Origin of the sequence: Thermogemmatispora sp. (assembly GCF_019683635.1) — a bacterium.
In the GTDB taxonomy this organism is placed as follows: Bacteria; Chloroflexota; Ktedonobacteria; order Ktedonobacterales; family Ktedonobacteraceae; genus Thermogemmatispora.
In genome coordinates this window covers 1-21,062 of record NZ_JADGIA010000051.1, presented here as the reverse complement: position 1 = coordinate 21,062, position 21,062 = coordinate 1, and the positions used below count along the sequence as shown (strand labels likewise).

14 protein-coding genes and 1 tRNA gene are annotated in these 21,062 nt (G+C 61.4%); 6 read left to right on the top strand and 9 right to left on the bottom strand.

The window, feature by feature from the left end:
* Nucleotides 1-16 precede the first annotated feature (16 nt).
* Together cydC and cydD are read right to left on the bottom strand one after the other, a co-directional pair.
* Nucleotides 17-1,783, bottom strand: coding sequence for a thiol reductant ABC exporter subunit CydC (gene cydC / locus IRZ31_RS08070; RefSeq protein ID WP_297152143.1), 1,767 nt, complete (start codon nucleotides 1,781-1,783; stop codon nucleotides 17-19).
* Nucleotides 1,780-3,543 carry a thiol reductant ABC exporter subunit CydD gene (gene cydD, locus IRZ31_RS08065; protein WP_297152140.1) on the bottom strand — a complete coding sequence of 588 codons (1,764 nt, stop codon included), beginning with the start codon at nucleotides 3,541-3,543 and terminating at the stop codon, nucleotides 1,780-1,782. The genes cydC and cydD overlap by 4 nt, the downstream gene beginning before the upstream one ends.
* A 423-nt stretch (nucleotides 3,544-3,966) precedes the next feature.
* Here cydD and IRZ31_RS08060 point away from each other — a divergent pair.
* Nucleotides 3,967-4,038: transfer RNA gene (locus IRZ31_RS08060), tRNA-Asn, on the top strand.
* Between the two features lie 133 nt (nucleotides 4,039-4,171).
* On the opposite strand, the gene IRZ31_RS08055 is transcribed toward IRZ31_RS08060, so the two are convergent.
* From IRZ31_RS08055 to IRZ31_RS08045, 3 genes are all read right to left on the bottom strand, one after another.
* Entirely contained in the window at nucleotides 4,172-5,059 is an 888-nt protein-coding gene (locus IRZ31_RS08055; protein WP_297152139.1) for a GntR family transcriptional regulator, read from the bottom strand.
* Nucleotides 5,060-5,179: 120 nt separating this feature from the next.
* Nucleotides 5,180-5,590: a DUF302 domain-containing protein gene (locus tag IRZ31_RS08050; protein WP_297152138.1), complete on the bottom strand. Its 411-nt coding sequence runs from the start codon at nucleotides 5,588-5,590 to the stop codon at nucleotides 5,180-5,182.
* 237 nt (nucleotides 5,591-5,827) lie between these two features.
* A complete protein-coding gene (locus IRZ31_RS08045; RefSeq protein ID WP_297152135.1) occupies nucleotides 5,828-6,316 on the bottom strand; it encodes a metalloregulator ArsR/SmtB family transcription factor in 489 nt (162 codons plus the stop codon).
* A gap of 172 nt (nucleotides 6,317-6,488) precedes the next feature.
* Between IRZ31_RS08045 and IRZ31_RS08040 the strand changes: the two genes are divergently transcribed.
* From IRZ31_RS08040 to IRZ31_RS08025, 4 genes are all read left to right on the top strand, one after another.
* Nucleotides 6,489-6,842: a rhodanese-like domain-containing protein gene (locus tag IRZ31_RS08040; RefSeq protein ID WP_297152131.1), complete on the top strand. Its 354-nt coding sequence runs from the start codon at nucleotides 6,489-6,491 to the stop codon at nucleotides 6,840-6,842.
* A gap of 239 nt (nucleotides 6,843-7,081) precedes the next feature.
* Nucleotides 7,082-8,521 (top strand): MBL fold metallo-hydrolase, encoded by a 1,440-nt coding sequence (locus IRZ31_RS08035; protein ID WP_297152128.1) that lies wholly within the window; start codon nucleotides 7,082-7,084, stop codon nucleotides 8,519-8,521.
* Between the two features lie 233 nt (nucleotides 8,522-8,754).
* The gene (locus tag IRZ31_RS08030; RefSeq protein WP_297152124.1) at nucleotides 8,755-9,462 is read left to right on the top strand and encodes a thioredoxin family protein; all 708 of its coding nucleotides are present in this window, start codon (nucleotides 8,755-8,757) and stop codon (nucleotides 9,460-9,462) included.
* A gap of 881 nt (nucleotides 9,463-10,343) precedes the next feature.
* The gene (locus tag IRZ31_RS08025; RefSeq protein WP_297152121.1) at nucleotides 10,344-13,079 is read left to right on the top strand and encodes a valine--tRNA ligase; all 2,736 of its coding nucleotides are present in this window, start codon (nucleotides 10,344-10,346) and stop codon (nucleotides 13,077-13,079) included.
* A gap of 251 nt (nucleotides 13,080-13,330) precedes the next feature.
* Here IRZ31_RS08025 and IRZ31_RS08020 read toward each other — a convergent pair whose 3' ends face one another.
* The 3 genes from IRZ31_RS08020 to IRZ31_RS08010 all read right to left on the bottom strand — a co-directional run bounded on the left by IRZ31_RS08020 (nucleotide 13,331) and on the right by IRZ31_RS08010 (nucleotide 16,245).
* Nucleotides 13,331-14,515, bottom strand: coding sequence for a YCF48-related protein (locus tag IRZ31_RS08020; RefSeq protein WP_297152118.1), 1,185 nt, complete (start codon nucleotides 14,513-14,515; stop codon nucleotides 13,331-13,333).
* 133 nt (nucleotides 14,516-14,648) lie between these two features.
* On the bottom strand, nucleotides 14,649-15,443 hold the full coding sequence (gene map, locus IRZ31_RS08015; protein WP_297152115.1) for a type I methionyl aminopeptidase: 795 nt from the start codon (nucleotides 15,441-15,443) through the stop codon (nucleotides 14,649-14,651).
* 166 nt (nucleotides 15,444-15,609) lie between these two features.
* A complete protein-coding gene (locus tag IRZ31_RS08010; RefSeq protein WP_297152113.1) occupies nucleotides 15,610-16,245 on the bottom strand; it encodes a GtrA family protein in 636 nt (211 codons plus the stop codon).
* A 454-nt stretch (nucleotides 16,246-16,699) separates the two neighbouring features.
* Between IRZ31_RS08010 and IRZ31_RS08005 the strand changes: the two genes are divergently transcribed.
* Nucleotides 16,700-18,088 carry a hypothetical protein gene (locus tag IRZ31_RS08005; protein ID WP_297152110.1) on the top strand — a complete coding sequence of 463 codons (1,389 nt, stop codon included), beginning with the start codon at nucleotides 16,700-16,702 and terminating at the stop codon, nucleotides 18,086-18,088.
* A 241-nt stretch (nucleotides 18,089-18,329) separates the two neighbouring features.
* Here the strand turns inward: IRZ31_RS08005 and IRZ31_RS08000 are convergent, their stop codons facing one another.
* Complete coding sequence (locus tag IRZ31_RS08000) at nucleotides 18,330-20,342, bottom strand: inactive serine/threonine-protein kinase VRK3 (RefSeq protein ID WP_297152107.1); 2,013 nt, start codon at nucleotides 20,340-20,342, stop codon at nucleotides 18,330-18,332.
* Nucleotides 20,343-21,062 lie beyond the last annotated feature (720 nt).

Here is a 21,062-nt window from a genome sequence, read left to right as displayed (position 1 = left end):
ATTGAGTACTGCTCACTCAGGCCACAGGCAGCAGAGCGTTTTGCACTTCCCACAAACGTCGATAGAGGCCGCCAAGCGCCAGCAGGTGCTCGTGCCTGCCCTGCTCAACAATGCGTCCTCCATCTACGACCAGAATTTCATCCATCCGCTCCATGTGCAGGAGACGATGGGTCACGAGCAGCGTCGTGCGACCTTGCATCAACATATCCAGTGCCTCAAATAGCGCCTGCTCGGTAAGACGGTCCAGGTTCGCGGTAACTTCATCGAGCAAGAGCAGCGGCGCATCCTTGAGGAGGGCGCGGGCAATGGCCAGGCGCTGGCGCTCGCCGCCAGACAGTTTGAGGCCCTGCTCGCCGACCCAGGTGTCGAGACCGGCGGGCAACTGGCGTACGAAGTCGTCAAGCTGGGCCAGTTCCAGGGCCCGCCAGAGCTGTCCTTCTGTGGCGGAGGGTGCCGCCAGACGGAGATTGCCACGAATGGTGTCGTTAAAAAGGTAGGTATCTTGCGTTACCACGCCCATCAGGCTGCGCAGATCAGCCAGGGCAAAGGAACGAATGTCCTGGCCCGCCAGCAGAATGCGCCCCTCCTGTGGGTCCCAGAAGCGCATGGCCAGGCGGAGCAAGGTGCTTTTGCCGGCTCCACTCGGGCCGACGATGGCCACGCGCGCCCCAGCCGGCACACGGAAGGAGATGTTCGCCAGGGTGACCTGATGCCCTTCCTCTTCGTAGCGGAAGGTGACATCCTCAAAGGCCAGCTCCAGCGACCTGGTGGTTGGTATGGGCGCCGGCTGCGCTGGATCGCTGACAGCGGGCGGAGTGTCGATAATGCTAAAGAGGCGCTCGCCCGCAGCCAGCGAGTGGCCGAGCTGTCCGAAAGCCTGAGCCAGCGGTGTGATGGCTTCGAAGGCCGCCAGCACGAGCATGGCGAGAAAGCCCAGGTAGACGCTGTTGATCTGCCTGGTCGCCGCCAGAGGAATAGCGAGCAGCAAGATAGACCAGACCGCCAGGCCCGTCAGCAGCTCTTGCAGTCCTTCCTGCAGGCCACCAGCCAGAGCCAGCCGACGCTGGAGACGGTCGAGCCGTCGCTCCCAGGAAGCCAGCTGCTCACGCCGTCGCGTCGCCTGTCCGTAGGCCAGCAGATCGCTCATTCCCTGCAGGCTCTCCACAATGTGCACGTTGACCCGGCCACGCAGCGCCAGCTGCTCACGCCCCAGGCCGCGCGTCAGGCGGAGGGCTAGCAGAGGCAGCCCCAGACCGGTGATGAGCAGGAAGAAGAGGGCCGCCAGGGCCAGGACCGTGTTGAAAATCGCCAGGAGCCAGCAGGTGATGACCGTGACCAGCACCGCCACCAGGACCGGCGCCACCACACGCAAGTAGAGATTTTGCAGCTCGTCAACGTCGGAGACCAGGCGCGCCAGCAGGTCACCGCTGCGCAACTGGAAGAGGCGCGCCGGCGCCAGGGGAGCCAATCGGCGATAGATAGCCACGCGGATATGCGCCAGCAGACGGAAGGTGACATTATGCGAAAGCAAACGCTCGCCATAGCGGGCAGCGGCTCGCACCAGACCCATCAAGCGTACGATCGTAATGGGGATGCTCAGCAAGACAATCATGGTCACGATGGCCGCCCCAGCGATCAGGTAGGAGGCCATGCTCAACAAGAGCATATTGGCCACGACCATGACGCCACCCAAGAGCACCGTCACGATGATCTGAGGAGTAAAAGGACGGAGAAAGGCCAGCAGACGCCAGGCCGTTCTCATCGATGGTCGCTTGGTGGTCATAAAGCCTCGGCCTCCTTCCCGGACCCGGCCCCAGCCTCTTGCAGCCGGGCCGTCATCAATTGTGCAAAGGCGCTCGTGGGTTGTTGCAGCAGGGTTGCAGGGGGGCCTGACTCGATCAGGCGCCCACCGTCGAGCACCAGCACCTGATCGGCAGCGGCCACTGTGTTGATGCGATGGGCAATGACCAGAACCGTGCACCGGCAGCGCAGACGAGCCAGAGCTTCACTCAACAGGGCCTCGCTTTCGGGATCAAGGCTAGAGGTTGGCTCATCCAGGATCAGTAGCGGCGCCTGCTTTAAGAAGGCCCGTGCCAGGGCCAGGCGCTGAAGCTGACCGGCGCTCAGTCGCAGACCTTGCTCGCCTACCTCGGTGTCATAGCCCGCCGGCAGATCGCGGATGAAGTCCGCCGCTCCCGCCAGCTCGGCGGCGCGCTCTACTTCTTCGTCGCTGGCCCCAGGACGCGCCAGACGAATGTTGTCGCGCACGCTGCCACTAAAGAGGTAGGGACGCTGCGGCACCAGCGCTACGTACTCCCGCCAGAGATCCGCCGGCAGGCGATCCAGGGGCAGCCCATTGACCAAAATGGCCCCACTCTCAACCTCCATGAAGCGCAGCAGCAGATTGACCAGCGTGCTTTTGCCCGCCCCACTGCGCCCAACCAGCGCCGTGCAGGAGCCCGCGGGCAGGGTAAAGCTCACATTGTGCAGGGCCGGGCGCTCGCTGTCGGAGTAGCGACAGGTCACTTGCTCGCAGGTGAGCGTCAAAGGGGCCGCCGGCAGCGACAGCGACGCCTCTCGCGGTTCGTGGACCGGCGGTACGCTGGCCAGGATCTCTAGCATGCGCTGAGCCGCAACACGTCCCTCCATACCAGCATGATATTGGGTGCCCAACTCTCGCAGCGGGCGATAGAATTCGGGTATCAGCAATAAGACCAGAAAGGCTTGCTCAAAGGGTATTTCTCGATTGATGAGGCGCACACCCAGGAAGACAGCGATCAGGCCAATGGCCAGCATGGTCATGAATTCCAGGACCGCGCCAGAGAGGAAGGCGTAGCGCAGCACTCTGAGGGTGCGACGGCGATATTCATCGCTCAGGCGGGCCACGTGCGCTTCCTGGGCGCCGCTGCGCCCAAAGAGATGGAGCGTCACCAGGCCCTGGATGGTATCAAGAAAGTGCGCGCTCAGTCGCGCCAGAGTCGTCCATTGGCGCTGGATATGTTTCTGGGAATAGCTGCCCACCGCAATCATCAGGATAGGAATGACAGGGCCAGTGATCAGCAAGAGGATGGCGCTGAGATGGTCAAGTGGCCAGATAATGACCAGCAAGAGGAGCGGAATAACCAGGCTCCAGACGGCCTGTGGCAGGTAGCGAGCCACGTAAGTCTCCAGGCGCTCACAGCCCTCATTCAGTGTGGCAACCAGCTCACCGCTGCGCTCGCCACGCACAAAGAGAGGGCCGAGGAGCAAAAGATGCGCGAAGAGACGGCGTCGCATCTCGCTCTTGACCCGATGGCCGGCCCGGCGCGCGCTGAATTCGCGCAGCCAGACCAGGCCAGCCCGCAAGCCAATGATCACCAGCAGGGCTGCGAGGGCCAGCCCGACCCGCTGTAGATCAGCATGGCCAAGAAAGACACGCGCGACGACCCAACTGAGCAAGGCCATCTGCCCAACGGTAGCCAGCAGCGCCAGCAGACCCGCCAGCACACTTAACGCCAACGGCCAGCGCGCCGCAGTACAGTAGTGCAATATCTGCTTCTCCATCGCACTCCTCTTGGCAAAATCCGCTATCTGATCTCCCAGGTCTCTCAGATGTGCTCTCAACACCCTATACTCTAGCGTAATCCCAGGACGCTGCAATCGGGGGAGAACCTGAACTTTTTTGCGGAGAATACCGTATCCGCTCCGTCCTGAGAAATAGTAGAACACCTTAGAGACGAAGTTGCAACGCCGCCAGGTCGCTAAGACAGGGCTTAAGCCCTTGTGTGACAGGATCGTGAGGTAAGTCCTGTACTGAGCAGGGCGGAGAGAGGTGTCGGTGAGGATAGCCACCTCTGTAGCGTTAGCTGTATGACAGGCTAACTATCGCGCTGCCTTAGCCAGACTCTCCAGCACCAGAAAAAAGGGTGTTGACTAATGCGGGCGCTCGCGTTATAATAATGTCGCAAGCCGTTGTGAGAGTTCCATTCCTCGATAGCTCAACGGTAGAGCAACCGGCTGTTAACCGGTGGGTTGCAGGTTCGAATCCTGCTCGAGGAGCCTTGCAAAAAGAGAGCCACAGAAGTGCACACTTCTGTGGCTTTTCTTTATGATCAACTGCGTTCTGGGCTTCTTCCTCCTTACGTTGTGTTTCTTCTTTCGTTCTTTCTGCCCTCGCCCCTGAGCGCTCTGCTCATCCTTCGGCAGACTCAGCGGGGTTCTCGCCGGGATCGACCACGCCTGCTTCTCGACTGCCTTCTTCATCGCCCGTCGCCGGGACCGCAGCCTCGGCGAAAACGGGGCGCAGCTCGCTGATAGTTGGTGGACGACTCCCCCCGCTGCCGCGACGCTGCAGGCAGAGCCGATAGCTCACGCGGTCGGGTCGATAGTAGCGTTCCTGTATATAGACAGGGGCATTTCCTCCCGTGCAGGAGAGGCGACGGATCAGCAACAGAGCGGCTCCCACCGGCACCTCTAGCAGATGGGCCTGTTCGAGCGTCGCATTGGCCGCCGTAATCTCAAAGGTGCCCGCCTCAATGGGGATGCCATAGCGCGACTCCAGTAGATGATAAATCGTCTCGCGGCTTAGCTCCTCCTCGGGCAGGAGCACGCCGAAGCGCATCGGCAGCCAGGTGACATCGAAGGCAATAGGCCGGCCATTGGCCAGGCGCAGACGATCAAGGCGCATCACCTCCTCACCCTCACGCAGACCCAGGGCGGCAGCCACCGCCCGGCTGGCCGCCTCACGCTGGAAGGCGAGTACGCGCGAGGATGGCTCAAGACCTGCCAGCTCCATGTCCTCGACAAAATCGGTCAGACGGACAAGGCTCTGCTCGATGCGCTTCTCGGCCACATAGGTACCTTTACCATGACGCCGCACAACCAGACCCTCGTCTTCCAATTCGTTGAGAGCCTGGCGTACCGTAATGCGGCTGACTCCGTAGGTCTGCATCAGCTCCTGCTCGGTCGGCAGGCGATCGCCAGGACGGTAGACGCCACGCTCGATCTCGCCACGCAGAATCTGCTCAAGCTGGTGATAGAGCGGCGTCGGCCCAGGCATCAATTGCTGTGGTGTTGGCATACTCTTCCTCAGCCTGGCCCAGTTCGCTTTCGTTCGCTTCCGCGGCTATGGTTATGATGATATGTTCACTGCGGAACATTGCCCCTTATTATAGGATACCAGAGCACGTGCGACAAGCCATTATGCGGAAGGGGCGCTGAGTGGGGTAAGTGCAGCAAGAGCACGCTGCAGCCGTGCTCGCGCCTCCTGAGCGATCTGTGCAAGCTGCGCGTTGCCGCTCACTGCCAGCATGGCCTGGGGATCAGCTATCTCAACACGGCTGCCATCAGCTACGGCACGCACTACGACATTACAGGGCAGCAGGAGGCCGATTTCTGGCTCCATCTCCAAAGCCCGATGAGCCAGATGCGGATTGCAGGCCCCCAGGATTACATAGGGGGCAGTCTCCAGTCCAAGCTTGTCATGCAGCGTGCGCCGCACATCAATTTCAGTCAAGACCCCAAAGCCCTCCGCCTTGAGGGCCTCCTTAACACGCTCGATAGCCTGCTCATAGGGTAGAGCCAGCGTGGTGCCAAAACCGTAGGTGACCATCGGTTTTCTCCCTCCTTCTTTGCACTATTCTCCCAGCAGAGACTGGAACGTTCGCCGAGCTGCTGCTCGTTTGCTTGCTACGGCTGATCGCTACTGCCAAAGCCACAAGAGGGGCACTTTTCCGCTCACTCGTGGCGACGCGGATGAGCGAACGCAGGCGAAGACTGGGCCGCAGGCGAGAGGAGAGGGCGCAGCCGAGTGTCAACGGCGAAGCGCGCCGGCTGAGAGCACTCGCCCCTACTGGCGGGGTCCCGGCCCGCTGGTCTCGCTCTCTTCGACTGGCTGAAGATCCTCCAGGGCCATCGCCGACCCGAGCTGGAGAGTCTGCGCCAGCGTGGTAAAGCGCTCCTGGACCCCAGCGCAGACGATGTCGCACAGGGTCAGGACGCTAGGGTCGGCCAGAGCATAGTAAATGCTGGTGCCAGCCTTGCGCCGCTTGACGAGTCCTCCCTGCATGAGGGCCGCCAGATGCTTCGAGACATTCGGCTGACTGGCCCCCGTCAGAGCGACCAGCTCGCTAACACTGCGCTCACCGCCCGTGAGAGCTGCCAGCAGCTTGAGACGCAGTGGCTCCCCCAGGAGGCGGAAGCGCGCCGCAATAAGCTCAAGCAGCGGATCAGGAAAACCCCCTTCACTGCTGATCTGCTTCCAGCGCGTCGCGCTCTCCGGGTCAAGCGGCTGTCGCTCCCCGCTTTCTTGAACCGGCTGGAGTCTCTCCTTTGTCAAGATGCTCTCCTTTCTCGCTCTGAGTAGTGGTCAACGGGTGAATGTTCGTCATCACCACTTGACTTCATGACTATATAGTAATATAATTAGAAAGGAAAGTCAAGGAGAGCGGGCCGGCCCGCGAAAGGTGGGCAGCCCCTCCGTCAGATAAGCGAAAGAGAGAGCAAGGCTCATGTTTGGACGATTCCTACGAGGCCCAGAAGAAGCACAGGCTGTTTCAACGATCGATGTCCGGGAAGCCTGGGAGCGCCTGTCTCGCGCGGATAGCGAAGTCGTTTTGATCGACGTGCGCGAACCGTGGGAATATCGCAGCGGCCACGCGCCGCGCGCTGTCAATATTCCCCTTGGACAACTCGCCACCCGCGTCGATGAGGTACCGCGCGATCGCGAGGTGTTGCTCATCTGCTTGAGCGGTCACCGCAGCGCCCAGGCAGCCAGGCTGCTCCAACGTTTGGGCCTCCCGCGCGTAGTCAATATCAAAGGCGGGATCACGAGCTGGCGCCTGCACGGGCTGCCCGTCGAATAGTTTCTACCAGGCTGTTCCGCGCCAGGACAGCCGCAGCTCCCATCCTGTTGCGCGGGTACGCCGGTGCAATCCGTTTTTTCAGCAACTCAGTGATTATATCGACATAACGTATCAAGATGATATACTAATAAAGGCCAGCCGCTCCAGCGGTTGAAGGACGAGCGAACGAGCGGCCCAGCCTTGGGCGAGCGCCACCCCCCCGAGGCTGGCAGCAGGCGGGTGGCCGTGAGGTGAGAACCATGCAAATCGAGCAGTTCTTCATTGAAGGTCTGGGGCATCAATCCTACTTTGTCAGCGACGGGCGCAGCGGTCAGGCGGCGGTGGTCGATCCACGTCGCGACGTCGACGTTTACCTGGAAGCCGCCGCGCGGTCGCAGGCGCGCATTACCCACATTCTGGAGACACACATTCACAACGACTACGTCACCGGCGGGCGCGAGCTTGCGGCGCGCACGGGTGCCACGATTGTCGCCAGCGCTGATGCCCACCTGCTTTATCCTCACCAGCCGGTGCGCGATGGCGACCGCTTCCGCGTGGGCGAGCTGACTTTCCAGGCCCTGGCGACCCCGGGCCATACGCCCGAGCATACGAGCTACCTGCTTTATCAACCGGAGAGCAGCCAACCCTATGCCCTCTTTAGTGGTGGCAGCATGCTCGTCGGTAGTGCAGGCCGTACCGACCTGCTCGGCCCCGAGCTAACCCTGACCCTGACGCGTCAGCAATACCACTCACTGCTCCGTCTCTTGCAGATGTTGCCCGATAGCGTGCTGGTCTACCCGACCCACGGTGCCGGCTCCTTCTGCGTGGCGAGCGCTGTTGGCGCCAAGCGCAGCACGACCATTGGTCAAGAGCGTCTGGCCAACCCCGTGGTGCAGGCGCGCGACGAAGTCGACTTTGTGCGCCGCCAGCTTGCCAGCTACACCGCCTACCCGCACTATTACCGCTACATGCATGATATCAACCAGCAAGGGCCGCGCATCCTGGGAAAGCTGCCGGAGCTGCCACCGCGCTCGCCGCAGGAGGTGCAGCGCTGGCTGCAGCAGGGCCTGCCGCTGGTCGATGGTCGCCCGCGCATGGAGTTCGCTCGTGAATATATTCCTGGCTCCTTGAATATCGAGCTGGACAGCTCCTTCGCCACCTATGTCGGCTGGCTGCTGCCTTTCAATACACCGCTCTTGCTCCTGATCGAGGACGAGGAGGGCCGACGCGAGGCGGTGGTGCAGCTGATCCGCATTGGTTACGAACAGGCTCAAGGCTACCTGGCTGGCGGCATTGCAGCCTGGAAGGCTGCTGCTCTGCCCACGAGCAGCTTCGAACGTATCGATATTGACACGCTCTACCGGCGCTGGAAGAGTCAGCCCTCACTGACCGTGCTGGACGTGCGCCGCGATGATGAGTGGCGGCAAGGCCATATTCCGGGCGCGCTCCACCTGCACATCGGCGATTTACCTCAGCACCTGGAGAGCCTGCCACGCCATACGCCTCTGGCGGTCATCTGCCACTCCGGTCACCGCGCCTCGATCGCTGCCAGCATCGTGGCGGCCACAGGACGCGAGGTCGTGGCCGTCGATGGTGGCGTGCCCGATTGGCAGGAGCGTGGTCTGCCGCTGGTGAGCGAGCCGACAGAGGAACCCACCCTGCCGACAGCAGAGGATCTGGCAACGCACGCCCATCCGTGATGGTGAGGCCAGTGAGGTGATCGCAGACACTATCACAGGCAGAGTGCGAGCTGGCCAGTTGCCCGCTCCCTCTGCCCGACGCCTTCGCGGGGATATGGCTGTGCATGCAAGGTGGCACCGCGCGCGGTAGAATATGGCGGGTCTCTTGCTGGCAGCGATGGGACCCGCCCGGCGGCGCGCAACAGAGTAGGGGAAATAACGTTTAGTCATAGAAAAGAAAAGAAGGTGATACAATGGCTTTAATTGAAGCGAGCGATCGTGAAAAGATTCGCGAGCTTTTCAAGGATCTGGATGGTGAGGTGACGATCACCTACTTCACACAGCGCGAGTCGCCACTGCTGATTCCCGGCCATGAATGCCAGTACTGCAAGGAGACACGCGAGATTCTGGAGGAGGTGGCCAGCCTCTCGGAGAAGATCCATCTCCTGGTGAAGGATTTTTATCGCGATGAGGCTGAAGCCAGGCAGCGCCAGATTGAGCGTATTCCGGCCTTTATCCTGGAGGGCAAGGCCCGGGGACGCCTGCGTTTCTTCGGTATTCCGGCAGGCTACGAGTTCAGTACGCTGATCGAGGATATCCGCCGGCTGTCGCGTGGCGAAACGATGCTCAGTCCGCAGACACAGCAGCAATTGCAGTCGCTGCAGCAAGACCTGCACATTCAGGTGTTTGTCACGCCAACCTGCCCTTACTGCCCACGCATGGCCCTGCTGGCCCACGGGCTGGCGATGGCCAGCGAGCGGGTGACGGCGGATGTCGTCGAGGTTTCCGAATTCGTCGATTTGGCCCAGCGTTACCGCGTTCAGGGTGTACCTAAGACGGTCATCAACGACCGCCTGGAGATTCTGGGAGCGGTGCCAGAGACGCGGCTGATGCAGCAGATCATCCAGGCTTTCGCTCCCGAGGCGGCCCAGTCCTCCCAGGCTTCTCAGCCACAGCGCTGAGGCTGGCAAAAGAGGGGCGCCAGAGCGGGCTTTTCTCCACAGGCGAGGGCCTCTAAGAGCCAGGAATGAGCAAGTCAGGCCCTGTCTGGCAGGTTGCTCATCGGCTTGACATTTGCTACGCGATCCGCTACACTAGAAACAATCCGAACAAAGGCGCATGCTACGCGCTAGAGAGAGTGACACAGACGTTGAACAGGAGGAGTAGGCGCTCTGGCCCCGGCAGAGAGGGAAGATCACCGGCTGCAAGTCTTCCTCGGATGGCAAGCGCTGAAGGTCGCCTGGGAGTCTGAGTAAGGGAGCTTGTCGCGGTCCCGGCAGAGCTGAGCAAGGGAGAGAACAATCGCAGCGGGAGTGTTTCGCTCCGCCCCCTCCCTACTCGCTCGTCAGCAGATGAGAGCCTGGACGCGCGAGCTGCTGCGGTGTGCCCGTTAGCGCACGAATGAGGGTCAATCGTCTCCTGCCAGGATCAGGGGAGGAGAGTAGCATCATTGCTCAAGATCGCGGCCTTTACTGGCCGGTAGGGCCGCCCAAGTGTAAGCATGAGCGCAGGACGATTGACTGAAGCAAGGTGGTACCACGAGTATGAACCCTTCTCGTCCTTGACGGCGAGAAGGGTTTTCTGTTAGAACCGTTATCCAGCCGCATCCCTGCGTTGGGACACGGGACTCCCTGGTTAGCCCGAACGCAGCCCGGCCTCGCCTGCTCTCAGCGCCGCAGCCTGAGCTGACAAGAGGTGGGTGGCCTGGCCGCGTCTGACTGACCTAAGTACGCTTTGAGCTACCATCGTTCTCATCATCATTGTTGCAGCCGTCCATCATAGCAGCCAGGGCAGTCCAGCCAGGCGGTGACAGCGAGGTCCACCCACTACCGCAGGAGGGAATATGATTGAGCAGGATAAGATAGCCAGTATCGAAGAGAAAAAGCAGTTGCTTGCGGCCTTACCCAAAGCCTATGAACCGCAGGCGGTCGAGGGCAAATGGTACCGCTTCTGGGAGGAAGGGGGCTACTTTAAGCCGCGCCCGAATCCGCAGCGGCCTCCTTTCGTGATCAGCATGCCCCCCCCGAACGTGACCGGTGCGCTGCATCTGGGGCACGCCATCACAGCTACCATTGAGGATATTCTGATTCGCTACCACCGCATGCGTGGTGATGAAACGCTCTGGGTGCCTGGTGAGGACCACGCCGGTATTGCCACCCAGGCCGTGGTGGAGCGTGAGCTGGCCAAGGAGGGGACCGATCGCCATCGCCTTGGTCGCGCCCTCTTTCTCGAACGCGTTTGGCAATGGGTTGGCTATTACAAGAAGCGCATCCAGGATCAGCATCGCCGGCTCGGTGCCTCCTGCGATTGGTCGCGTGAGCGCTTCACCCTGGACGAGGGCCTCTCACGAGCCGTGCGCGAGGTCTTCGCGCGCCTTTACGAGGAGGGCCTGATCTACCGCGGCGAGCGCATCATCAACTGGTGTCCGCGCTGCGCGAGCGCCATCTCCGATCTGGAGGTGGAGCACGAGGATACCCCTGGCAAGCTGACCTACGTGCGCTACCCGCTCAAGCCGAGCACTGACGGCAGCGCTGCAGCTACCGAATATATCAGTGTGGCCACAACCCGCCCGGAGACGATCCTGGGCGATACCGCGGTGGCAGTCAACCCGCGCGACGAGCGCTATCGGGCCCTCGTGGGGAGGACCGCCATCTTGCCAGTCATCGGACGTGAGATTCCCATTATTGCCGATGAGGCCGTGGAAATGGGCTTCGGCACCGGCGCGGTCAAGGTGACGCCCTTTCATGATCCAACCGACTTCGAGATTGGCCAGCGTCACGGCCTGCCCCGTGTGCAGGTGATCGGCTTCGACGGCAAGATGACCCCCGAGGCCGGCCCTTACGCCGGTTTGGATCGCTTTGAGGCGCGCAAGAAGCTCGTTGAGCAGCTCCAGCAGGAGGGCCTGATCGTCAAGATCGAGGATTATACGGTCCCTCTGGGCCACTGCCAGCGCTGCAACACGGTGATCGAGCCGCTGGTTTCGAAGCAGTGGTTTGTGCGCATGAAACCTCTGGCAACGCCGGCGCTGAACGCGGTCAAGTATGGCCAGATCCGCATTGTGCCCGAGCGCTTCACAAAAATCTACTGCGATTGGCTGGAGAACATCCACGACTGGACGATCTCGCGTCAGCTCTGGTGGGGCCATCGCATTCCTGTCTGGTACTGCGATGACTGCGGCGAGATGATCGTCAGTCGCGAGGATGTGACGCGCTGTCCCCATTGCGAGAGCGAGCGCCTGCATCAGGATGAGGACGTGCTCGATACCTGGTTCTCGTCCTGGCTGTGGCCTTTTAGCACGCTCGGTTGGCCCGACGATACGCCGGACCTCCGTCGCTACTATCCGACCTCGGTGATGGAGACGGGCTACGACATCATCTTCTTCTGGGTGGCGCGCATGGTGATGGCCGGAATTCATTTCATGGGGACGATCCCCTTCCGTACCATCTACCTGCACGGCCTGGTGCGCGACGCCAAGGGCGAGAAGATGAGCAAGTCGAAGAACAACGTCGTCGATCCAATCGAGGTCATGGATCAGTATGGCACCGACGCCCTGCGCTTCACTCTGGCCACTAGCAGCACGCCGGGCAACGATATGAAGCTGGTGCCCGAGCGCATCGTGGGCAACCGCAATTTCGCCAATAAGATCTGGAACGCCTCGCGCTTTGTCTTGACAGCGACCGCAGAGATCGAGGGCGGCGTGCCTCCTCTGGAGGCCCTTCAGCCCCGTACGCTGGCCGATCGCTGGATCGTGAGCCGCGCCTCGCAGCTGATCAGCGATGTGACGCAGTTGATCGAGGACTTCCAGCTTGGCGAGGCTGGGCGCCGCATCCACGAGTTCTTCTGGACCGAATACTGCGATTGGTACCTGGAGATCGCTAAGGTGCAGCTCCAGGGCGACGCCGCGACCCGCAAGACGACGGCAGCTATCCTGCGCGCGGTGCTCGATGCCTCGCTGCGCCTTCTCCATCCATTCATGCCCTTTGTGACAGAGGAGGTGTGGCAGCATCTCTACCGCTTCAGCGAGCCGGCGCCAGAGCGCTGGCCGGCCCCTGCTCTGATCGTGGCTCCCTGGCCGCAGGCTGTGCCAGCCGCTAAAGACGAGGAGGCCGAGGAGGACTTCGCCCTCTTGCAGGAGCTGATCTCGCGCATCCGCGACGCGCGCAATCAGCTCGGCGTGGAGCCGGCCCGCCGCATTCAGGTGCTGCTGGCTGCCGGCCCGAAGCTCGCCCTCCTCAGCGAGCAGGCGCCCTTGATCGAGTTTCTGGCGCGCACAGAGACGCCGCGCTTCTATGAGCGTCTGGAACCGAAGCCACAGGGAGCGATGGGCCTGCTGGCTGGACCGGTGGAAATCTACCTGCCACTGGCCGGGATGTTCGACGTGGAGAAGGAGCTGGCGCGTCTTGATAAGGAGATCGCTCGCACGGAGCAGGAGATTGCCCGTTTCCAGGCGCGGCTGGCCAACGAGGAGTTCGTCAAGCGGGCCAAACCCGAGGTGGTGGAGCGCGAGCGCGAGCGCCTCAGCGAGCAAGAGGAGCGGCTGGCCAAGCTGCGTGAGCGCCGTGCAGCTTTGAGCAGCTAAGCGCCAGCGCTTGCCATCAGGGCAGGAACCAGGCTGGCTCAGGTTGGCTCACTCGGGTCGAGTCACCTCGGCCAGCCCGCTCCGCTCAACCGGAGAGGGAGAGCAGACAGGTACTCCCATGTTCCTCCTTTTTCGCGCGCACAGGCAGGGAGCGGTCCATCGCAGCAGGCGATGGGCCGCTCCTTTTCCAGACACGCCACCGACAAGGAGAGAAGCTATCTGCTCACCTGATAGCTGAAGCCAGCCGGGACCTAGCTGAGCTGCTGCCAGCTTTGACCGGCGTCGTTCGTTCTCAGAATATGGGTTTGCGCCGGAGGTGCCAGGCACAAGGCCCAGCCCATGCTGGCCGTCAGAAAATCCAGTTGAATGACGTTCGCGAAAGGACCAGTGGGTAGCTGCTGGCTCCAATGCTGTCCTCCGTCGTGCGTCACATAGAGCGTCGTGCGGTCGGTCGCATAGCCAACAGTGGCCGAGACAAAGGACCAGGCGATGACCGAAGCCGGCAGCGCCTGGCCGAAGTGCCAGCTTTGGCCACCGTCGTGGGTGACGTAGAAATAGAGGCTCGCCTTGCCAGCGGCATAGACATTGACGGGCAAGAGGCCATCGCGATCGGAGAAGAAGCGCGGCGGCAGGGTGGCAATTTGGGCCTTCTCGCTTCCAGTGGGAAGAGACAGCGATTGAGGCTGCCAGCTCTGGCCGCCGTCGTGGGTCACATAGAGCCAGGCTCGATTGAGGCCCGGCTCACTGCCAGTGGCCCAGCCAGTGGTGGTATTGAGAAAAGCCAGACCGGACTTGCTGCCGCTGTAGGGAAGGGTCGTTGAGCTTTGCGCCGTGCGAGCCTGGGCCGCGGAGACCTGCACGATGCGCTGCCAATGGCTGCCGCCATCGGTGGTGCGCCAGATGGCAACGGCCTCGGCATTGGTGGCAATACCCAGATTGACCAGCAGCCAGCCGTGGAGGGCGTCGACAAAGGCCAGTTGCACGACCCCGATGCCTGGAGCCGGCACGTCTGTCCGCTGCCAGCTCCGGCCCCCATCGCTTGTATGGTAGATCGGCGTGGTCGACCCATCCTGGAAAATGAGGGCTACCCAGGCGGTCTGAGCATTCAGGTAGGCAGCGACAATACGCTCAACGGGTTCCCGAGGGACCGAGCCAGCCTCGGGCTGAGGCGTGACATCTTGCCAGTGTACTCCGCCATCGCTGGTGCGCAGGACCGAGCGCTGGGTCGAGGCCCAGCCGTGCTGCTCGTCGCACATCAGCAGGGCCTGCATCTGCTGTGCTGCCGCACTGAGCGCCGGAGAGGTCGGAGAGGGCGGTGCACCTCCCAAAGGGAGACAGCCGCTGCCAAGGGCCAGGAGGAACAGGGTCGCCAGCGCCAGCCACTTCTGCTGGCCTCGCCGCTGCTGAACATCACCATATGCTGCTACTTCCGGCATCAGGCAGACCTTCCTTGTCGCGCTTGCTCGCCAACAGGCAACGGGTCCATAGCCCATGAACTGCTTTCGCAAGGTATCGTTTGCCTTCACTTTGCAGAAGAGATAGAGAGAGCTGGCCCACTGGGGTGATAACTCAGCCCCAAACGAGACCGCCGCTACCGGTCGTCAGCACCTGGGGACCATCCTCGGTCAGGGCAATGGTATGCTCGAAATGGGCGCTGAGCGAGCCGTCGGCTGTGACAATGGTCCAGTGGTCGGGAAGAATACGAATTTCTTTGCTCCCCATACCTACCATCGGCTCTACGGCAATGACCAGGCCAGGCTGGAGAGGGAAATCCATCTCACGGCGGTAAAAGTTTGGCACTTGCGGCGGTTCCCACATCTCCCGCCCAATGCCATGCCCGACCAGTTGCTCAAAGACCGTAAAACCAGCCTGATGAACGGTCTGCTGCATGACCCGGGCAACCTCGGCCCAGCGCGATTTACGCCCAAGCAGCTCAATGGCCAGATGAAGGGCGCCCTCAGTCACCTGAAGCAAACGCCTGGCCCGCTCATCAACCCGTCCCACGGCATGAGTTACTGCTGCGTCGCCACACCAGCCATCGAGACGACAGCCGATGTCGATGCTCACCAGATCCCCTTCTTGAAGGCGCCGCGGGCCAGGAATGCCGTGCACGATTTGCTCATTGAGGGAGATACAGGTAGCCGCCGGATAAGGCACCGGCCCAGGAACTCCTTTGAAAAGCGGTGCCGCCCCCTGCTCGGCCAGAAAGGTTTCGACGGCCTCGTTGATCTCAGCAGTGCTCACCCCCGGCTTGACTAGCGAGGCCGCCACCTGATGAGCCCGCCAGACAATCTCTCCTGCCGCCCGCATGGCCTCAATCTCAGCGCGCGACTTTAGACGATAGGTCACTCCCTTGCTGCTCATGGCTCGTGCTCACTCTCAGCTCTGTCCAGTTCGGTTCGGTCAGTCTCCAGCCCGGCAGATCAACTGTTGACCTGTCTGTCAATGCCGCCTCCTTTCCCTTGCTCCACACTCGTCCCCACCCCCAGTATTCTCTTGTTGCGCTGTTCTAGATTAACAGACCGCGGTCTCAATGGGCCGCACTCATTCCTCCGTAGGTAAAGATATGATGGAAGGAGAAATTGTAAATCAGGACCAGGAGAATAGCGATGGCCTGCGACAAGAGCGCCGGCACATGCACCAGGTTGGTCAGACTTAGCTCAATGCAGAAATTCAACAGGCTGCCAACAATGGCCGTGAGGTGAAAGCGCAGGCAGCGCTGCCCCCACGAGCGCTGATGGCCAGGAAGATGACGGAAGGTAAAGTAATCATTAGCCAGGAAATTGGCAATGATCGAGATTTCAGCGGCAGTAATATTGGCAATGGCATTGTGCAGCGTACTATTGACCGGTATAGACATGCGATAGAACATAATATAGAAAACAACCATATTGACGACAGCAGCTGCACCACCGATGAAAAGGTAAGTGAAGAGCCGCTGAAACCAGCCAGCCTTGCCGCCAGTAAGGTCATCAACAAGGGCAAGGAAGCGGTTCACCACCGCCAGCGAGGTTGGCTGATAGCTCGGCAGGCCGGGAACCGAGCTTTGAGCGGCGGCCCCAGCCCCACTGGCTGAGACTGCCGGCTGTGGCTGCGTGCTGTGTTCAACCAGAGCAATCAAATCCAGTAGGTCATCCTGACGATCTTGCGTGATAGTATTCTTCATGCGTTCTCCGTGCCTACAATGGCCAATCAAAATTGTTACATTGGCACAAGCGAGTGAGAGATCGACAAAGTAACAGCCTTGTTTCCATCCAGGGATGTTAGTACCAGGCTGGTCCTGGTCACCCTGGCTAGCGTTCATAGGTGGACTAGTCAAGGCTGACTGATGGTATCTCTCTGGCCGGCCCCGGTCCAGGATCGCGACACTGGCGCGCTTCTGAGCGGGCTGGCCCTGGCTCGCTGGCCTGAGATCAGTGGCTGAGGTTCTCTTTTTCAGCATAGGTGCCGCATCTAATGATGAGCAGCAATCTGGCATCTTCCGCAGGATTACGGTAGACAGGGGTGGAGAAAATACGCTTAACTACTGGGAGACTGGGGCTGCTCGTTCAGGCTCTGGCCTGACCCGCGGAGCCGCGCATGGGAAGCGGCCCCGGTGAGCTGCATGGGAAGGAGCGCTTATGTCGCGCTGGTTCTATAGTCTCTTGCTCTTCGCGGTTCTGGCAGTAGCCCTGGAGTTGCTGCGGGTGGAGATTCCTCCACTGCTGCGCTTTGGCTGCGCCGCGTTGGGTATTCTGCCACTGGCGGCGCTGATTGGGCGAGCTGTCGAGGCCGTGGCTGAGCATACAGGCGAGCGCATCGGGGGTTTACTGTTTGCGACCTTTGGAAATGTGACCGAGCTGATTATCGGTCTCTTCGCTCTCAGCGAAGGACTGGTGGATGTGGTGCGCGCTTCAATCATCGGCTCTATTCTGGGCAATATCCTCCTGGTGCTTGGCGTGGCCACAATGGTCGGCTGCCTTAAGCATGGGCGGCTGCGCTTTGAGACGCGCCCGGCCAGCCAGTACGCATCATTACTAGCGCTCTGCATCGCGGGCCTCTTGCTGCCAGCGGTTGCCGAGCTGCTGGCTTCGCGCGCCGGTCAGAGCCATATTGTCGAGCGCGGCATCCTGCTCTCCGACTTTATTGCCGTTTTGCTTCTCCTCGGCTACCTTGCCTCGCTTCTTTTCAGTGTCTTCCGCTGGCGCGACCACCCTGCAGAGGGAGAGGAGACGAGTGACGATAGCTTTGAGCCGGTCTTAGGGGCGCGTTCCGAGGCGGCCATCTTGCGTTTGCTCAGCTATCGTCAGCGCCTGGCCCATAGCAATCTGCCGAACAAGAGCGGCGTGCTGCGCGAGCTGGACCGCACCCTGCAGGCGATGGTCTCTACAGAGCGGGTGGACGCGCCCCCAGCAGCCTCCACTGGAACACCACCAGCAACGCCGAGCGCCAGCGGCAGACCCGGCGAGCAGCGGCAGCCGGAAGCCGCTCCGACCGGCGGGCAGGCCCCGCGCAGTCAGGGAGAGCCGAAGCCTGCGCCTACCTCAGAGGCAGCGGAGGAGAAAAAGCCCAATCTCTGGCTGGCTTTGCTCCTGCTGGCCGCCGCTACCGCCGGAGTGGCTGTGGTCTCGGACATCCTGGTCGCCTCAATTGAGCCGTTTACGCAGCTGCTCGGCTGGAATCCGGCCTTCGTCGGTCTGGTCTTCCTCCCGCTCATTGGCGGCCTGCCTGAATATTTCAACACCATTAATATGGCGCTGGATAAGCGGATGGGCATGGTATTGGCCGCCTCCGCTGGCTCATCTATCCAGATCGCGCTGCTGGTGGCACCGATTCTGGTGCTGTGCAGCCTGCTGGCTCCTCAGCGTCTGGACCTGGTCTTCAGCATTGTGGAGATCGCCGTTTTGGCTCTGGGGGCTTTCCTCTTTAGCGAGATTACGCACGATGGTGAGCTGGTCTGGCTGGAGGGACTGCTGTTGATCTTGCTGTACGCTATTATGGGCGGAACAGTCTTTCTCTTCGGCGCCTGAAGCACGTTCAGTCAGCGGCTGAGTGCAGTCAAAAGCGGAAGGCAAGGAGGCAGGGGAAGCCAGAGGTAGCCCGGCCAGGCCAAAGAGATAAGGGTAGAGAACGAGGAGCAACGGCGCTCCTCGTTGCTGCCTGGATCGTCTCTTGCTGCGAGAAGTGATGAGGCAGCCAGGTCGGGCTGGTGAGCGACCGCGGCGTCGCCCATGTGGCCAGGTGCCGTCTATGTAGTTCGTTCAGTTTAGTTTAGTAGGGAATAGGTAGAGCCTGCAAGCCCTCCTGACCGGGACGCACCAGCGGCGACACCAGGATTTCGAGGGCAAAGGGTTTTTCGTAGAGTGGACGCCGGTGCTCGTCGGTAAAGACGATGTGCAGGCGCTCACGACGTCCCCCTCGCCCTTTCAGCGGCGGCGGCATGGGAATAGTTACTTCGGCCACATAGCCTCGGGCCGGCACCATGATGACCGCTCGCTGCACGACAAAGGCGTAGCGCTGGTAGATGGCTGAACGAACCTCGATATGGACGCGCTCGCCATGCGTGAGGGCGCTCAAGCCCACCGGTCGGCTGCCAGCTCGCGCGCCAGGCGGCGGCAGAGCACGGTCACGCCCCATCAGTCGCACCCGAATGGCAAAACGCTGACCGGGTTGCAGGCGCAGGGGTGCCTCGATAATGGCAGCGGCTGCGGTGCCGCGCTGCTGCTCACCAACAATGAAGCGTTGGATCTGACGCAGCAACGAGCGCTCCTGCAGACCCTCAGTTGGGTTGGCCTTTACCAGGGCGGTGCTGCTCGACTTGCCAGGAGGCAAGAGCTTGCCTTGCAAGGCCGGCAAGATGCCCGTAATACGCTTCTGCAGCTGCTGCGTCAAGCGCCGCGCCATTTCACCGATTTCCTCTAATTCGGAGCGGCGGCGGGCCAGGATATAGGTGGGCAGAGCGGCGATATCCTCTTCTTGCGACGGCTCGGCTGGCTGGACCTGGTTCCTGGCTGTGGCAGAGGCTGCCCCTCCATCCCACCCCTCCGCATCGCTGGCGACAGAGGCCACACCCGTGACAGGCGCTGGCTGACCTTGACCGGCGTCAGCGACTGGCCCCGTGCGAGCGTTGAGCCGTCCGGAGCGCCTTCTACCGCGCTCGCCAGTACCATCCTGCCTCTCATGACCGGCAGCCCGCTCCCTCAGAGGGACAGTCGTTGTCGGACGCGGATAGCGCGCCACCTGCGTGCTGATGTAGGGGTTGGCCAGCGACTCAGCCAGGGAGGCAGCGCTCTGGAAACGCTCGGAGCGCTCGAAGGAGAGGGCCCGCAGGACTACTGCCTCAATCTCCGGCTTCACACGCGGATTCAGCTCGCGCGGTGAGCGCAGGTGCGGCGCCGGCGCGGCGGGCGGCGTGCCAGTCAGCAAGAGATAGAGCAAGGCCCCCAGGCTGTAGACGTCGGAGCGGGCTTCAACCTTGCCCTGTTGGACCTCGGGAGCCGTGAAGGGACCTGGATTGAAGGGACGCGTCGCCCCGGTCAAAACCGGCAAGAGGGTACGAATATAAACCGGGAGCCAGCAGAGCAATAGGGCCGGATGACCGCGGTAACCCAGGCTGCTCAGGACCAGGGCCTGGGGATCTAGCTCACCGATCACGATCTGATGGCCGTGGAGACGATCCACCGTCTCGCACAGCTCCTGAATCCACTGCACAGCCACCTGCTCATCAGGCAGCCCGATCCCACTCTGTAGAACGCTTTCCAGCGTATAGAGCCGCCCGTCTTCATCAGCGCTAGCTTGCTTTCCCTCACCCTGAGCCTGGAGAGCGGCCCCGTCATTGCCAGCCTCTTGGGCCTGAGCAAAGGGATTGCCGGCAATCACGTAGATATGGCCCTGATCGTATTCTTGCCGCAGAATCGGCGTCAGATGAGGGATGGCATGACGACGCAGCAGGTCGTACTCGCGCCTGACAAGCTGCGCCGCGCGCTGGCGGGCCTCGTCATCCAGCGTACTGATATCGACATCGCTGATGACCACCGTCTGCTGCGTACTGGCATCGGTAGCCAAGAATAGGCTGATGTAGGGACGGCGGCGCACCAGCGAGGTAATGCGATAGCGTTGGCGAAACTCGGCCTCGGCCTCCGCTGGGCGGGGTGAGGCAGCTCCCTCAATGCGCCTCCCGCAGGCGCCACAGAAAGCCGCGTAGGGCGGCACAACAGCGTTACACTGGGGACAGCGCTGCGTTTCGGGAGAATCCCGCCTGCTGGTCGTCTGTGTCATGCTCATGGACAGGTGCCTTGCCGTGTGTTATTGCGCAGATTATTTCTTGCGAGAGAAATGACCACCAAAAGATTATAGCATAGCGAATGGGCGGTGCGTAGCTGAATCGGCCCCATCTCCGTCAGAATTCATTGGAGAGCACGCCCTCGCTCACCGCTTCTCCACACCGCTCCTGATTTTAGGATAGTCTAGCGTGGAACAAGCCCGCTCCCGAGCAGGCCAGGCCAAGTCAGGACCAGGAAGGTTTCTGCCCTTGTCACCTCGTCAGGCTTTTGTTAGAATCTGACGGGAAACAGCGAGGAGTTGCTCACGTCGCACATACGCACGCACGCAAGAAACGAGACAAGAACAGGGCAGATAGATCCACCGCTTCAATGCCGGTCTATCCTGCTACAATGGGAGGGAGGGAGTATGCAGGGCGATAGAGAGGCCACTGGCTCGTTTCACACGAACCTGCTCTTGACCTGATTGATGCCTTCGCGCCGAGCATCGTGCTGTCTCCGCTTTGCCCCTCTCTCCCGCGCTCTGGCCGGCCTGCTGGCAGACCTGGTCAGCGAGGACAAGGCTTGCCTGGACGGTGCTCTCAGTGCCCGCTCGATGGAGGACATTTTTTTTATGGACTTAGCCAGCCTGATCTTTTGGATCATCGCCGTTGTGCTGGTTGCTGCGGCGCTGGTCGTCGTGGGCCAGCGAAATATTGTGCATAGCGCGCTGGCGCTGGTGGTG